Below are 14,276 nucleotides of genomic sequence, written 5' to 3' on the forward strand. Positions count from 1 at the left end.
GCCAGAGGGCGAGACGGAACGGGAGTCACGTGGCGGATGCCGAGAGGTTCGTGAGCGGACGGCTGCTGGTCGTCGCCTTCGAGGGCTGGAACGACGCGGGCGAGGCCGCCAGCGGAGCGGTCCGGGCGCTGAAGGACCTGCTCGACCTCGAGGCGGTGTCGTCGGTGGATCCCGAGGACTACTTCGACTTCCAGTTCAACCGCCCCACCATCGGCTTCGCGGAGGACGGCACCCGCGAGCTCGAGTGGCCGGGCGCCACGCTCTACGGCCCGAAGGACCCGCGGCGACCCGCGCAGGACCTGGCCGCCGACGCGCAGCTGGGCGTGAGCGGCGACAACGGCGGCAGCATCCACCTCCTGCTCGGCGTCGAGCCGTCCAGGCACTGGACGGCGTTCACCGCCGAGGTGCTCGACGCGGCGCGCGCGGCGGGCGTCGAGGGCGTCGTGCTGCTCGGGGCGCTGCTGGCCGACGTGCCGCACACGCGTCCCATCTCCGTCTACTCCACGAGCGAGAACGCGAGCGTGCGGGCGGAGCTCGGCATCGAGCGCAGCACGTACGAGGGGCCCGTCGGGATCCTCAGCATCATCGCCCAGCGCGCCGAGGAGATGGGCATGCCCACCGTCTCCCTCTGGGCCTCCGTGCCGCACTACGTGCACAGCGCGCCCTCGCCCAAGGCCACGCTCGCGCTCATCGACAAGCTCGAGGAGATGGTCGACGTCGTGATCCCGCGCGGCGAGCTCATCCAGGAGGCCGCGACCTGGGAGGCGGGCATCGACCAGCTCGCGGGCGAGGACGAGGACATGGCGTCCTACATCCAGCAGCTCGAGCAGGCCCGCGACACGGTGGACTCCCCCGAGGCGAGCGGCGAGGCCATCGCGCAGGAGTTCGAGAAGTACCTCCGACGGGGCGACGGGCCGCGCGGACGCGGCGACGACCGGCCCGAGGAGCCGTGGCGGCCGAAGGATCCCAAGGACCCCAAGGACCAGTAGCGCCCCGGCTCCGGGTCAGGCCGCCGGGCTCCCGAGCGCCACCCCGAGGAGCGCGTCGACCGCGGCCACCTCGACGGAGGTCGCCGGGATGCCCGTGGCGACGCGGAGGTCGAGCAGCAGGATCGCGCCCGGCGTGTCGAGGTCGTCGGCGAGGCGCTCGCGGACGAGCTGGACGAGCTCACCCGGCTCCCCCGCGTCGGCGTCCGTCGACGCCGCGTCGGCGGCCCACGCGTCCCACGCGGCGAGACGGGCGACGGATTCCGCGAGGAGCGCGTCCGTCCACTCCCAGTCCGCGCGGTAGTGCTGCGCGAGGAGAGCGAGGCGGATTGCGCGCGGATCCACGCCCGCGGCCCGCAGGCGCGACACGAGCACGAGGTTGCCGAGCGACTTGCTCATCTTCTCGCCCTGGTACGCGACCATGCCGCTGTGCGCGTAGACGCACGCGAAGTCCTCGCCCGTGAGGGCTGCGGCGTGGCCGGCCGACATCTCGTGGTGCGGGAAGATCAGGTCGGATCCGCCGCCCTGCACGGTGACCGGACGGTCGAGCTTCCGCAGCGCGATGACGGCGCACTCGATGTGCCATCCGGGCCGACCGCGTCCGACCGCGCTGTCCCACGCGGGCTCGTCGGCGCGCTCGGCGCGCCACAGCAGCGGATCCAGCGGGTCGTGCTTGCCGGGCCGCTCGGGGTCGCCGCCGCGCTCGGCGGAGAGGGCGGCCATGGTGTCGCGGTCGTAGCCGCTCTCGTCGCCGAGGGCCCACGGGCCGTCCGCGCCGGCGCGGGCGACGTCGAAGTAGAGGTCACGGGCACCCGGCTGAGCGGCGTCGGGCGTGGCGACCGGGTAGGCCGTGCCGCGCCGGACGAGCTCCGCGACCGCGGCCGCGACCTCGTCGACGACCTCGGTGACGCCCACGTACGAGTCGGGCGGCAGGATCCGCAGCGCCTCCATGTCGGTGCGGAACAGCTCCACCTGCTCGGCGGCGAGGTCGCGCCAGTCGACGCCCGTGGCGGTCGCGCGCTCGAGCAGCGGGTCGTCGACGTCGGTGACGTTCTGCACGTACGCGACGTCGTAGCCGCGGTCGAGCCAGACGCGCTGGAGCGTGTCGAACGCGAGGTAGGTGGACGCGTGGCCGATGTGCGTCGCGTCGTAGGGCGTGATGCCGCAGACGTAGAGGCCCACGCGGCCGTCGCCCGTGCACTCGGCGGGGCGGACGGATCCGGCGCTCGTGTCGAACAGGGTCGGGACGGGGGGCTCCCCCGCGACGGCGGGGACGACGGGGCGAGGCCAGGCGCGCACGGGATCAGGCCGCGATCGCGCCGGTGCCGAGGAGCACCAGGAGCACGACGCCGAGGGCGACGCGGTAGACCACGAAGGGCATGAACGTGCGGGTGGAGATGTACCGCATCAGGCCCGCGATGACCGCGAGGCCCACGATGAACGCGATGAGGGTCGCGACCGCGGTCTGCCCGGCACCGGCCTGGCCGGTCTCGTCGAAGCTCTTCACGAGCTCGTACAGGCCGCTGCCGAAGACGGCGGGCACGGCGAGGAGGAACGAGTACTCCGCGGCGACCGGCCGGGAGTAGCCGAACGCGCGCGCGGCCGTGGTGGTCGCGCCCGAGCGGGAGACACCGGGGACGAGGGCGAGCGCCTGCGCGATGCCGATGCTCACGCCGTGCCCGTACGTCATGTCCTTCTCGAGGCGGTCGCTGCGGCTGTAGCGGTCGGCGAGGCCGAGCAGGATGCCGAAGACGATGAGCACGATCGCGACGATCCAGAGCGAGCGGAACGTGGAGCGGATGGTGTCCTGGAAGAGGTAGCCCGCGATGCCGATGGGGATGGTGCCGATGATGACGAGCCAGCCCATGCGCACGTCCGGGTCGCCCTTCGGCATGCCGCCGCGGAGCGAGCGGGACCAGGCCGAGAGGACCTTGCCGATGCGCTTCCGGAAGAACACCACGACCGCGAGCTCGGTGCCGAGCTGCGTGATGGCGGTGAACGTGGCGCCCGGGTCGCCGCCCATGAAGAGCCCGGCGATGCGGAGGTGCGCGCTCGAGGAGATGGGCAGGAATTCGGTCAGACCCTGGACGAGGCCCAGGATGATCGCCTCGAGATAGCTCAAGCGTGCGCTCCACGTGTCGGGTGGCCCACCTGGGGCTCGGATCTAGTAGTTCAGGAGGAGGTCGCGGAGGACCTGCCTCCCGAAGACTAGTGCGTCGAGCGGGACCCTCTCGTCGACGCCGTGGAACATCGACGGGAAGTCCATGGAGGCCGGGAGCTTGAGCGGCGCGAACCCGTATCCGGTGATCCCGAGGAGGCTGAGCGCCTTGTTGTCGGTGCCGCCCGAGAGCATGTAGGGCAGGACCTCGGCCTCGGGGTCGTGCGCCCCGAGGGTCGCGACCATGGCGTCGACGAGCGGCCCCTCGAAGGGGTTCTCGAGGCCGACGTCCTGGTGCACGATGCGCACCTCGACGCCCTCGCCGGCGAGCTCCCGGACTCGGGCGAGCACCTCCTCCTCCTCGCCCGGCAGGACGCGGATGTCGATGAGCGCCTCCGCCGTGTCGGGGATCACGTTGTGCTTGTAGCCCGCGTGGAGCAGCGTCGGGTTCGTGGTCGTGCGCAGCGTCGCGGCGATGAACTTCGACGCCGTGCCCGTGGCGATCGCGAGGTCGTCGGGGGTCACCTGCGTCGGGTCGGCCCCGACGATGCGGGCGATCTCGTCGAGCAGCTGGCGCGTCGTGTCGGTGAGGTGGACGGGCCACTCCTCCATGCCGATCCGGGCGACCGCACCGGCGAGGCGCGTGACGGCGTTGTCGCGGTTGACCTGCGAGCCGTGACCGGCGGTGCCGGTGGCGACGAGGCGGATCCAGACCAGGGCCTTCTCGCCCGTCTGCAGCAGGTAGGCGCGCTTCCCGGCGAGGTCGATGGAGTAGCCGCCGACCTCGCTGATCGCCTCGGTGGCGCCCGCGAACCACTCGGGCCGGTTCTCGACGACGTAGGCGGAGCCGAGCACGCCGCCCGCCTCCTCGTCGGAGAAGAAGCCCATGATCAGGTCGCGCTCGGGGGCGCGGCCGGACGTGATGATCTCCTGCAGCGCCGTGATCATCATCGCGTCCATGTTCTTCATGTCCACGGCGCCGCGGCCCCAGAGCATGCCGTCCTTGATGACGCCGCCGAACGGGTCGACCGACCAGTTCGCGGGGTCGGCCGGGACCACGTCGAGGTGGCCGTGGACGACGAGCGCGGGCTTGTCCCTGTTGCGTCCCGGGATGCGCGCGAGGACGCTCGTGCGGCCGGGCGCGGCGTCGATGAGCTCGGGCGCGAGCCCCAGGTCCTTGAGATGCTGCTCGACGTACTCCGCGGCCTCCGTCTCCCCCTCCGACCGGCCCTCGCCGTGGTTGGTGGTGTCGAACCGGATGAGGTCGCGGGCGATCCGGGCGGTGGCGTCGAGGTCGTCGGGGAGCGTGTCGGTCATGGGTCCACGCTATCGAGGCCGGACGCGGGCGTCCTGCCGCCGGGTGGTCGGAGAGCCTCCCGGGCCGTGCTAATGTCGTCTCTCGGCAGCCGGAGACGGCGGGCCGCACATCCTGTCCGGATGGCGGAATTGGTAGACGCGCTAGCTTGAGGTGCTAGTGCCCGTATTAGGGCGTGGGGGTTCAAGTCCCCCTTCGGACACACACGAGAGCCGGTCGGATCCACGAGGATCCGGCCGGCTCTTCCTCGTTCCGGCCGCGCTCCGCTCTTCTCGCGGCGCGCCCGGCTACAGTCGCACTCGGCCCGCACGAGGGTCACGACCCGAGAGCGAGATCCGATGACCGTCGTCGACAGCGCCGTGTACGTCCAGGGGGTCCGCACCGCGGATCCCGAGAGCCTCGACGAGACGTTCGAGGTGATGCGGGAGCGCCAGGGCCTCGCGTGGATCGGCCTGTACCGGCCGGACCCGGAGGAGCTGCACCGCGTCGCCGACGAGTTCGGCCTGCACCCGCTCGCCGTCGAGGACGCGCTCAGCGGGCACCAGCGCTCGAAGATGGAGCGCTACGGCGACACCTGGTTCGTGGTGCTCCGCCCCGCGCGCTACGTCGACGCCGACGAGCGCGTCGAGTTCGGGGAGCTGCACGTCTTCGTCGGGCCCGACTTCGTCGTCACCATCCGCCACGCGGAGTCACCCGACCTCGCCGCCGTCCGGCACCGCCTCGAGGAGGACCGCGAGCTCCTCGCGCTCGGGCCGCGCGCCGTCATGTACGCGATCCTCGACCAGGTCGTCGACGAGTACGGCCCCGTCGCGGCGGGCCTCGAGGACGACGTCGACGAGATCGAGGACCAGATCTTCGGCGCCGACCCAGACGTCTCCCGCCGCATCTACGCGCTGATGCGCGAGGTCACCGCGTTCCAGCGGGCGACGGCGCCGCTCGGCTCCATCCTCGACGACCTCCGCCAGCGCGCCGAGGAGCACGACGTGGACCTCGAGCTCCGCCGCGGATTCCGCGACGTGCACGACCACGTCATCCGGGTCGCCGAGCGCGCCGACGCCTTCCGCACGCTGCTGCAGAACGCGCTCACCGTGCACACGACGCTCGTCGGCCAGCGCCAGAACGACGAGATGAAGAAGCTCACCGAGACGAGCCTCGCCCAGAACGACCAGGTGAAGCGGATCTCCTCCTGGGCCGCGATCCTGTTCGCGCCGACGCTCGTCGGCACCATCTACGGCATGAACTTCGTGAACATGCCGGAGCTGAAGTGGACCTACGGCTACCCGCTCGCGCTCGGCCTCATGGTCGTGATGGGCGTGATCCTCTACGCGGCGTTCCGGAAGCGCGGCTGGATCTGATCCCCGGGCGAGTCGGCCGTCCGGCGCGGCGCTAGGGTGACGGGATGCGCGTCGTCGTCATCGGAGCCACCGGCCACATAGGGACCTTCCTCGTCCCCCGACTCGTCGAATCCGGGCACGACGTCGTCGCGGTGAGCCGCGGCACGCGCGAGCCCTACCGCGAGTCGCCCCTGTGGGATCGGGTCGAGCGCGTGCGCGTCGACCGCGACGCCGAGGACGCCGCCGGCACCTTCGCCGATCGGATCGCCGCGCTCTCCCCCGAGGTCGTCGTCGACCTGGTCTGCTTCACGCCGGAGTCCGCGCGTCACCTCGTCGAGGGGCTCCGCGGACGCGTGCGGCACCTCGTGCACATCGGCAGCATCTGGACCCACGGCCTCAGCACCTCCCTGCCGCTGCGCGAGGACGACCCCAAGGAGCCGTTCGGCGAGTACGGCGTGCAGAAGGCGGAGATCGAGCGCTACCTGATCGCCGAGTCGCGGTCGGGCGGCGTGCCGTGCACGGTGGTGCACCCGGGTCACATCAGCGGCGGCGGCTGGCCCGTGATCACGCCCGTGGGCAACCTCGACCCCGCGGTGTGGACCGCGCTCGCGACCGGCGGCCCGCTCGCCGTGCCGGGTTCGGGCAGCGAGACCATGCACCACGTGCACGCCGACGACGTCGCGCAGGTCGTTCAGCTCGCGATCGCGAACCGCGAGACGAGCGTCGGCGAGAGCTTCCACGCCGTCTCGGACCGCGCGCTCTCGGTGCGCGGCTTCGCCCGGGCGGCAGCCGCCTGGTTCGGCCGCGAGCCCGAGCTGGAGCACCTCGACTGGGACGGCTTCCGCGCCCGGACCGAGCCGGATCACGCCGACGCCAGCTGGGAGCACCTCAGCCGCAGCCACGTCGCGAGCATCGACAAGGCCCGCGACGTCCTCGGCTACTCGCCCCGGTTCACGAGCGAGGAGGCCGCACGCGAGGCGGTCGAGTGGATGGTCCGCGCGGGCGAGCTGGACGTCCCGCTCCCCCGCTGACCCGCACGCTAGACGAAGCGCGCGTCGAGCACCAGGCGCGTGCGGACCGCCAGCAGGCGCTCCGCATCCATGGCGTGCAGGCCGGGAAGGCCGGCGGCGACGTGGTCGGCGAGGAGCGTGCGGGCGACCGCGTATGCGGGCAGCGCGTGCGGGTCGTCGGCCGCGTGGAGGACGACGGGCGCGGCACCGAGGACCCCGGACGGCAGCGAGAGCACGAGGCCGACCACGGGCACGTCCATCTCGCGGGCGAGCGCACGGGCGCGGGCGTCGAGGCCGCGGAGCGCGGCGGCGCGCGCCGATGGATCCGTGGCGGCGGCGGATCCCGCGGGCACCGACTCGACCGCGACGAGCCCCTGCGGCCCGAGCACGAGGTGGTCGATCGCATCGCCCGAGCGCGGCACGGCCACGCCGTTCCAGAACGCGTACGACGGCCCGAGCTCCATCAGCTCGCGCGCGGTCTCCTCCTGGGCCACGGCGGCCCGCAGCGCCTCGGAGGCGGCCGCGGGCACCTCGGCGACGAGGTCGGGCGCGTAGGCGTCCGCCTCGAAGCGCCGGCGCAGCCCCTCGAGGCGCGCGAGCCGCGCGCTGTAGGCGGCCATGAGGTCGGGGTAGGCGCGGAGGGCCCGCTCGTGCGCGATGGCCTCCTCCTGCAGCCGCTCCGCCGCGCGGCGTCGCGGCTCCTCGGAGCGGTGCCAGGCTCGTCCGATCGGACCCGCGGCGGCGAGGCCGGCGGCCGCGCCCACGACGAGGCCCACGGCGGCGGCCAGCGCGCCCAGGCCGGAGACGAGCAGGACGAGGGCGAGCAGGACGCCGAGCACGGGCGGTGCGATCGCGCGCGCACGCCGGACGTAGGGCTCCGGCCGGTCGGACAGCGCGGTGCCGCCTCGCGGCGGAACCGGGGCTGCGGGAACGGACGGCTCCGCGGGATCCGCCAGCCACTCGCGCACGAGGGCCAGGTAGCGGAGGCGGGCGAAGCCGCCCGGGTGCCCGAAGCTTCGGGTGCGCGCGGCGGGACGGGCGCGCGGCGCGCCGGGTCGTCCGCGGCGGGACGCCGGGTCCCACGCCTCGCCCGCCGAGGTGGAGCCCGGGGATGCGGGGTGCGCGCGGCCGACGGGATCCTCGGGGGCCGGGGCCTCGCGGAGCGTGCGCTCGTAGCGGGCGCGGCTCTCGGGATCGCCCACGGCCTCGAACGCGTCGCGCACGGCCTGGAACGCGTCGGCGCTGCCGCCCATGTCCGGGTGCGCGTCGCGCACGCGGCGGCGGTAGGCGCGGCGGATCTCGTCCTGGGACGCGGACGGCTCGACGCCGAGCACGGCGTACGCGTCGGCATCGCGCGACGGGACGGGCATCGGTGGCTCCTCGCGGGAACCGGTCGGGCGGCTCCCAGGATCACGAGCGTAGGCGAGCGCGCCTGGACGACGCCCGAGCGCGCGTCCACGCCTGGCGGTACAGCACGACAGCGCGCGCGCCCGCCCGCGCCGCGCGCGTGATAGCACCGGAGGGCGACCGCTGGCGAACTTCGCGCATCCGGGTCGACTGCGTAGGGTGAGCCACCGCCGATGCCCCTCCCGGTGACCGACACATCCTGAGGAGACCGACATGTGGGACTTCCTGTCCTCCCGCGCCGACCAGATCGCGTTCTCCGCGTGGCAGCACCTCAGCCTCGTGGTGCAGTGCCTCGTGCTCGCGACCCTGATCGCCGTGGGGATCGCGGCGCTGGTCTACCGCAGCCGCCCGCTGAGCTCGCTGGCCAACAGCGTCTCGGCGATCGGGCTGACGCTCCCCGCGTTCGCGCTGGTGGGGCTGCTCATCGCGCCGCTCGGCTTCGGCGTCGCGCCGGCCGTCGCGGTCGTCACGTTCTTCGCCGTGCTGCCCATCCTGCGGAACGCGGTGGTCGGCCTCACCGGGATCGACCCCGCGATCGTGGAGTCCGCGCGCGGCATCGGCGTGGGCCGCGTCCGCACGCTGCTGCGCGTCGAGCTGCCCCTGGCCTGGCCCGTCATCCTCGGCGGCATCCGCGTCTCCGCGCAGATGGTGATGGGGATCGCCGCCGTCGCCGCATATGTGCTCGGCCCCGGGCTCGGCGGCTTCATCTTCTCCGGGCTCTCCCGCCTCGGCGGCGCGAACGCGACCGAGTCCGTCCTCACGGGCGTCATCGGCGTCGTCCTGCTCGCCCTCCTGCTCGACCTCGTCCTCGTCGGCATCGGCCGGCTCACCACTCCGAGAGGCATCCGTGTCTGAGACCACCACCACCCCCGAGATCAGCGGCCGCTCGATCCTGCTCGACGGCGTCACCAAGCGGTACCCGGGACAGGCGAAGCCCGCCGTCGACGGGATCACGCTGGAGATCCCCGCCGGCAAGATCGTCATGCTCGTCGGCCCGTCCGGCTGCGGCAAGACGACGACGCTCAAGATGATCAACCGCCTCATCGAGCCCACGGAGGGCCGCGTCGTCCTCGGCGACGAGGACGTGACGGCCATCGACGGCGACGAGCTGCGGCGCCGCATCGGCTACGTGATCCAGGCCGGCGGGCTCTTCCCGCACATGACCGTCGCGGCGAACATCGCGGTGGTGCCGAAGATGCTCGGCTGGGACGCCGCCCGCATCCGCGCCCGCGTCGACGAGCTGCTCGAGCTGGTCTCGCTCGATCCCGAGCAGTACCGCGACCGCTACCCGAAGGAGCTCTCCGGCGGCCAGCAGCAGCGCGTCGGCGTGGCCCGCGCGCTCGCGGCCGACCCGCCCGTGCTGCTCATGGACGAGCCGTTCGGCGCGGTGGACCCGATCACCCGCCAGCGCCTGCAGGACGAGCTGATCCGCATCCAGGCCGAGCTGCAGAAGACCATCGTCATCGTCACGCACGACTTCGACGAGGCCGTGAAGCTCGGCGACTGGATCGTCGTCTTCGCGGAGGGCGCGCGCATCGTGCAGTACGACACCCCCGAGCGGATCCTCGCCGAGCCCGCCGACGCGTTCGTCGAGGAGTTCATCGGCTCGGGCGCCGGCCTCAAGCAGCTGACGCTGCGCCGCGTGGACGAGGTGCCGCTCGCCGACGCCGTCATCGCGCACCCGGGGGACGCCGCGCGCGACGTGCTCGCCCGGATGGACGAGGTCGGCCACCAGCACGCGGTGGTCGTCGATGCCCGGAAGCGCCCGGTCCAGTGGCCCTCGCGCCGCCAGCTCGGCCGGATCGACGTCGTCGGCGGAGTCCCCGAGCCGCGGCTGCCGGTCATCGGCAACCGGGCGACCCTCAACGACGCCCTCGACACCATGCTCGTCTCGAGCGCGGGCGCCGCGCTCGTCACCGGGCGCGGCGGGGCCTTCCTCGGCGTGATCGACGTCGAGACGGTCATGGACGCCATCACGAGCGCCCGCGCCTCGGCGGCAGGCGGCGTCGAGGGCGCTCCCGTCGGCACGAACACCGGCACGATCGGCACCGTGGGGGCCGACGCCGCGCGGGCCGAGCAGGCCGCCGGATCCCCCGCCCCCGACTCCCCCGCCGCGCACGACGGGCAGGCCGGATGAGCGCCGTGACCGAGGCCCGCACCGACGCCGTCGGCGGCGCGCAGAGCTGGCGCGGGCTCATCGCGCAGCCCGTCGCGATCGCCGCGGTGCTCGGCGCGTACCTCGTCTGGCTCGCCGTCGCGCCGCTCACCGCGGTCGAGCGCACCACTCTCGAACCCGCGGCGCTGGGAAGGTCGACGCTCGAGCACCTGGTGCTCACCTTCTCGGCTGCGGCGATCGTGCTGGTCATCGCGGTCCCGCTCGGCGTGCTGCTCACCCGCGGACGCTTCCGCGGCTACTCCGCGCCCGTGCTCGCGGTCGCGAACTTCGGCCAGGCGGCACCCGCGATCGGGCTCGTCGTGCTGCTGAGCATGGTGATGACGGGCAGCGGATTCACCGCGAGCCTGGTCGCCCTCGTGCTCTACGCCGCGCTCCCCGTGCTGCGCAACACCATGATCGGGATCCGCGGCGTCGACGAGCGCCTCGTCGAGGCCGGCCGTGGCATGGGCATGAGCCGTGCGTCCGTGCTCTTCCGCATCGAGCTCCCGCTCGCCGTGCCCGTCATGCTCGCCGGGATCCGCACCGCCCTGGTGCTGCTCGTCGGCACGGCGGCGCTCGCCGCGTTCGTCAACGGGGGTGGGCTCGGCGTGCTCATCACCACCGGCGTCAGCCTCTACCTCTACCCCGTGCTCGTCTCGGGTGCCCTGCTCATCTCGCTGCTCGCGCTCGCGATCGACTGGCTCGGCCGCGTCGTCGAGCACGTCGCCCGCCCGAAGGGACTCTGACCGTGACGACCCTCCCCCGCTCCGCCCGCCTGCGCCGCGCCCTCGGCGTGCCCGCGCTCGTGACCGCGGCCCTCGCCACGCTCACCGGCTGCGGCCTGCAGCCCGCGACGGCGTACGTCCCGGACACCGCGCCCGGCTCCATCCAGCCCCTCGACCTGCCGGCCGGCGCGCACCTCACCGTCACGTCGAAGAACTTCACCGAGCAGCTGATCCTCGGCAAGATCGCCGTGATCGCGGCGAAGGCGGCGGGGTTCGACGTCACCGACCAGACGAACGTGCCCGGCAGCGTCCCGGCCCGCGAGCTCATGACGAGCCACGGCGCCGACATGACCTGGGAGTACACCGGCACGGCGTGGCTCAGCTACCTGGGCGAGGCGAAGGGCATCCCCGACCAGCGCGCGCAGTACGAGGCCGTGCGCGACGCCGACGCGGCCAACGGGCTCACCTGGCTGACGCCGGCGCCGCTCAACAACACGTACGCGCTCGCCATCCGCAGCGAGGAGGCGGACGAGCTCGGCATCACGAAGCTGTCGCAGATCAAGGACCTGCCCGTGGACCAGCGCACGTTCTGCGTGGAGGCGGAGTTCAACTCGCGCTCCGACGGCCTGTCGCCGCTGCTCGAGACATACGGCATCCCGAGCGGCTCCGCGGACGGCGTGCCCGACGGCAACGTGTCGATCTTCGACACGGGCGCGGTGTACACGGCGACGGACCGCGGCACGTGCGAGTTCGGCGAGGTGTTCACGACCGACGGCCGGATCGACAAGCTCGGCCTCACGATCCTCGAGGACGACCTCGGCTTCTTCCCGGCCTACAACGTCGCGCCGGTCCTCGACTCGGCGACCCTCGCCGAGTACCCGGGGCTCCAGGACGTCTTCGACCGGATCTCCCCCGTCATCACCGACGACGCCCTCCGCGAGATGAACCTCCGCGTCGACGACCAGGGCGAGGAGCCCGCGGACGTCGCCTACGAGTTCATGGTCGACCACGGGTTCGTCACGGCGCCCTAGGAACCCTCCGCGAGACGGACCCGGGGTCAGCTGCCCCGGTCCGTCGTCGCGCGCTAGCTGCGCGTCCACCTGCGGAGCTGCCCCGCACCCGTCCTGGTGCGCTAGCTGCGCATCCACCTGCGGAGCTGCCCCGGTCCACCCGAGCGCGCTAGCTGCGCATCCACCTGCGGAGCTGGTCGATGCGCTGCTGCAGCTGCGTGACGCTGCACTGGCCGACCGCGGGCCCGCCGCACACGCGGCGGAGCTCGGCGTGCACGAGGCCGTGGGGCTCGCCGTGCAGCTTGGCGCGCATGCCGACGAGGCTGTTGAGGAGCTGCCGCTGCTCCTTGAGCGTGCGGTACAGCGGGATGTCGTCGGGATCCTTCGGCGCGCCGCTCTCCGCCTGCTTGCGCTCCCGCTCGCTCGCGTGCCTCGACTGCCTGTGCTGGCGCTGGGCGAGGAGCTCGCGCACCTGCTCGGGCTCGAGGATCCCGGGGAGACCGATGAACTCCTCCTCCTCGAGGCTGCCGACGTCGGCCATCTGCCCGAACTCGGTGCCGTCGAAGAGCACCTTGTCGAACGTGGCCTCGGAGCCCATCGCCTCGAAGGAGAACTCGCTGAGCAGGGAGTCGGATCCCTTCTCGCTGCGGTTCGCCTCGCCCATCATGGCGTCCTCGGGGTTGTAGAGGTCGCCCTCCTTCGAGGAGTCGCGGTCGAGGGCGTGGTCGCGCTGGCGCTCGAGCTCGTTGGCGAGCACGAGGAGGTTGGGGACGCTCGGCAGGAAGATCGACGCCGTCTCGCCGCGGCGGCGGGCCCGCACGAAGCGGCCGATGGCCTGCGCGAAGAACAGCGGGGTGGACGCGCTGGTGGCGTAGACGCCGACGGCGAGCCGCGGCACGTCGACGCCCTCGGACACCATGCGCACCGCGACCATCCAGCGCGACGTGCTCGCGGAGAAGCGGTCGATGTTGGCGCTCGCCTCGACGTCGTCGGAGAGCACGAGGGTGACGGGCTGCCCGCTGATCCGCTGCAGGATCGCCGCGTAGGCGCGCGCGGTCGTGTGGTCGGTCGCGATGACGAGCCCGCCGGCGTCGGGGATGGACTGCCGCACCTCGCTGAGGCGGCGGTCGGCGGCGGCGAGCACCTGCGGGATCCACTCGCCGTCCGGGGCGAGCGCCGTGCGCCACGCCTGCGACGTGATGTCCTTCGTGTTGCCCTCGGCGAGCTGGGCCTCCATCTCGTCGCCCATCTTGTTGCGCCAGCGCATGCTGCCGGCGTACGCGAGGAAGATGACGGGCCGCACGACGCCGTCGGCGAGCGCGCGCGAGTAGCCGTAGTCGTAGTCGGTCTGCGAGAGGCGGACGCCGCGGTGGTCGCGGAGGTAGCTGACGAACGGGATGGGCGCGGTGTCGGAGCGGAACGGCGTCCCCGTGAGCGACAGCCGACGGGTGGCGCGCTCGAAGGCCTCGCGGATGGCGTCGCCCCAGCTGAGCGCGTCGCCGCCGTGGTGGACCTCGTCGAGGATCACGAGGGTGCGGCTCGACTCGGTCATCGTCTTGTGCAGGTAGGGGTTCGCGGCGACCTGCGCGTACGTCACGGCGGCCCCGTGGTAGTGCCGGCCCAGGGCGCCCGAGCTGTTGCTGTACATGGGGTCGAGGCGGACGCCCGCGCGCGCGCCGGCGTCGGCCCACTGCTTCTTGAGGTGCTCGGTGGGCGCGACGACGGTGATCCGGTCGATGGTCTTCCGGTGGAGGAGCTCGGACGCGAGGCGGAGGGCGAACGTGGTCTTGCCGGCGCCGGGCGTCGCGTTGGCGAGGAAGTCGCGCGGCTCATTGTCGAAGTACGCGGTGAGGGCCTCCTCCTGCCAGGCCCGCAGCTTGCTGACGGTGCCCCAGGCGGCGCGCTCCGGGAAGGCCGGCGAGAGGTGCTCGGCCGCGGCGGATCCGACGTGCGGTGGAGGGGTCGGAATGGTGCTCACTCGACCTCACGATACCCGCACCCGGCGACGCTCCCGTCGATCGCGGAGCCGTCCCGGCACGTCGCGGCGAGCGGATCCGCGTCGTCCGCGGCCTCCCGTCGGCGCGGCGCGCGGCGGGCGGATCCGCGCGTCCGAGACGCTCCGGGCGCGTCGCGGCGCGAGGTGCGCGGATCGGCTGCCACCGCCCGTCGGGCGGCC

12 protein-coding genes and 1 tRNA gene are annotated in these 14,276 nt (G+C 73.2%); 8 read left to right on the plus strand and 5 right to left on the minus strand.

Annotated elements, in window-relative coordinates:
- The first annotated feature begins 29 nt into the window (after nt 1-29).
- Nucleotides 30-989 carry a PAC2 family protein gene (locus K0V08_RS04240; RefSeq protein ID WP_012038381.1) on the plus strand — a complete coding sequence of 320 codons (960 nt, stop codon included), beginning with the start codon at nt 30-32 and terminating at the stop codon, nt 987-989.
- A gap of 15 nt (nt 990-1,004) precedes the next feature.
- On the opposite strand, the gene mshC is transcribed toward K0V08_RS04240, so the two are convergent.
- The 3 genes from mshC to K0V08_RS04255 are packed head-to-tail and all read right to left on the minus strand — an operon-like array spanning nt 1,005 to nt 4,461.
- Nucleotides 1,005-2,285: a cysteine--1-D-myo-inosityl 2-amino-2-deoxy-alpha-D-glucopyranoside ligase gene (gene mshC / locus K0V08_RS04245; RefSeq protein ID WP_079533229.1), complete on the minus strand. Its 1,281-nt coding sequence runs from the start codon at nt 2,283-2,285 to the stop codon at nt 1,005-1,007.
- A gap of 4 nt (nt 2,286-2,289) precedes the next feature.
- The gene (locus K0V08_RS04250; protein ID WP_012038383.1) at nt 2,290-3,108 is read right to left on the minus strand and encodes an undecaprenyl-diphosphate phosphatase; all 819 of its coding nucleotides are present in this window, start codon (nt 3,106-3,108) and stop codon (nt 2,290-2,292) included.
- A 42-nt stretch (nt 3,109-3,150) separates the two neighbouring features.
- The gene (locus K0V08_RS04255) at nt 3,151-4,461 is read right to left on the minus strand and encodes a M20/M25/M40 family metallo-hydrolase (protein ID WP_079533230.1); all 1,311 of its coding nucleotides are present in this window, start codon (nt 4,459-4,461) and stop codon (nt 3,151-3,153) included.
- A gap of 114 nt (nt 4,462-4,575) precedes the next feature.
- Between K0V08_RS04255 and K0V08_RS04260 the strand changes: the two genes are divergently transcribed.
- The 3 genes from K0V08_RS04260 to K0V08_RS04270 all read left to right on the plus strand — a co-directional run bounded on the left by K0V08_RS04260 (nt 4,576) and on the right by K0V08_RS04270 (nt 6,824).
- Nucleotides 4,576-4,661 (plus strand) — tRNA-Leu (locus tag K0V08_RS04260).
- A gap of 136 nt (nt 4,662-4,797) precedes the next feature.
- Nucleotides 4,798-5,814 (plus strand): magnesium and cobalt transport protein CorA, encoded by a 1,017-nt coding sequence (locus K0V08_RS04265; RefSeq protein WP_012038385.1) that lies wholly within the window; start codon nt 4,798-4,800, stop codon nt 5,812-5,814.
- A gap of 44 nt (nt 5,815-5,858) precedes the next feature.
- The gene (locus tag K0V08_RS04270) at nt 5,859-6,824 is read left to right on the plus strand and encodes an NAD-dependent epimerase/dehydratase family protein (RefSeq protein ID WP_012038386.1); all 966 of its coding nucleotides are present in this window, start codon (nt 5,859-5,861) and stop codon (nt 6,822-6,824) included.
- Between the two features lie 8 nt (nt 6,825-6,832).
- Here K0V08_RS04270 and K0V08_RS04275 read toward each other — a convergent pair whose 3' ends face one another.
- Entirely contained in the window at nt 6,833-8,173 is a 1,341-nt protein-coding gene (locus K0V08_RS04275; protein WP_012038387.1) for a J domain-containing protein, read from the minus strand.
- A gap of 250 nt (nt 8,174-8,423) precedes the next feature.
- Here K0V08_RS04275 and K0V08_RS04280 point away from each other — a divergent pair, with 250 nt between their 5' ends.
- From K0V08_RS04280 to K0V08_RS04295, 4 genes are read left to right on the plus strand one after another with little or no spacing between them, the layout of a single operon-like run.
- Complete coding sequence (locus tag K0V08_RS04280; RefSeq protein ID WP_079533231.1) at nt 8,424-9,065, plus strand: ABC transporter permease; 642 nt, start codon at nt 8,424-8,426, stop codon at nt 9,063-9,065.
- Nucleotides 9,058-10,347, plus strand: coding sequence for an ABC transporter ATP-binding protein (locus K0V08_RS04285; RefSeq protein ID WP_079533232.1), 1,290 nt, complete (start codon nt 9,058-9,060; stop codon nt 10,345-10,347). Before K0V08_RS04280 ends, K0V08_RS04285 begins: the two co-directional genes overlap by 8 nt.
- Nucleotides 10,344-11,111, plus strand: a complete 768-nt coding sequence (locus K0V08_RS04290; RefSeq protein WP_079533234.1) for an ABC transporter permease — start codon at nt 10,344-10,346, stop codon at nt 11,109-11,111. The genes K0V08_RS04285 and K0V08_RS04290 overlap by 4 nt, the downstream gene beginning before the upstream one ends.
- 2 nt (nt 11,112-11,113) lie before the next feature.
- On the plus strand, nt 11,114-12,121 hold the full coding sequence (locus tag K0V08_RS04295) for a glycine betaine ABC transporter substrate-binding protein (RefSeq protein ID WP_079533237.1): 1,008 nt from the start codon (nt 11,114-11,116) through the stop codon (nt 12,119-12,121).
- Nucleotides 12,122-12,269: 148 nt separating this feature from the next.
- Here the strand turns inward: K0V08_RS04295 and K0V08_RS04300 are convergent, their stop codons facing one another.
- The gene (locus tag K0V08_RS04300; protein WP_079533240.1) at nt 12,270-14,078 is read right to left on the minus strand and encodes a DEAD/DEAH box helicase; all 1,809 of its coding nucleotides are present in this window, start codon (nt 14,076-14,078) and stop codon (nt 12,270-12,272) included.
- Nucleotides 14,079-14,276 lie beyond the last annotated feature (198 nt).

The organism is Clavibacter michiganensis (genome assembly GCF_021216655.1).
Classification (GTDB): domain Bacteria; phylum Actinomycetota; class Actinomycetes; order Actinomycetales; family Microbacteriaceae; genus Clavibacter; species Clavibacter michiganensis.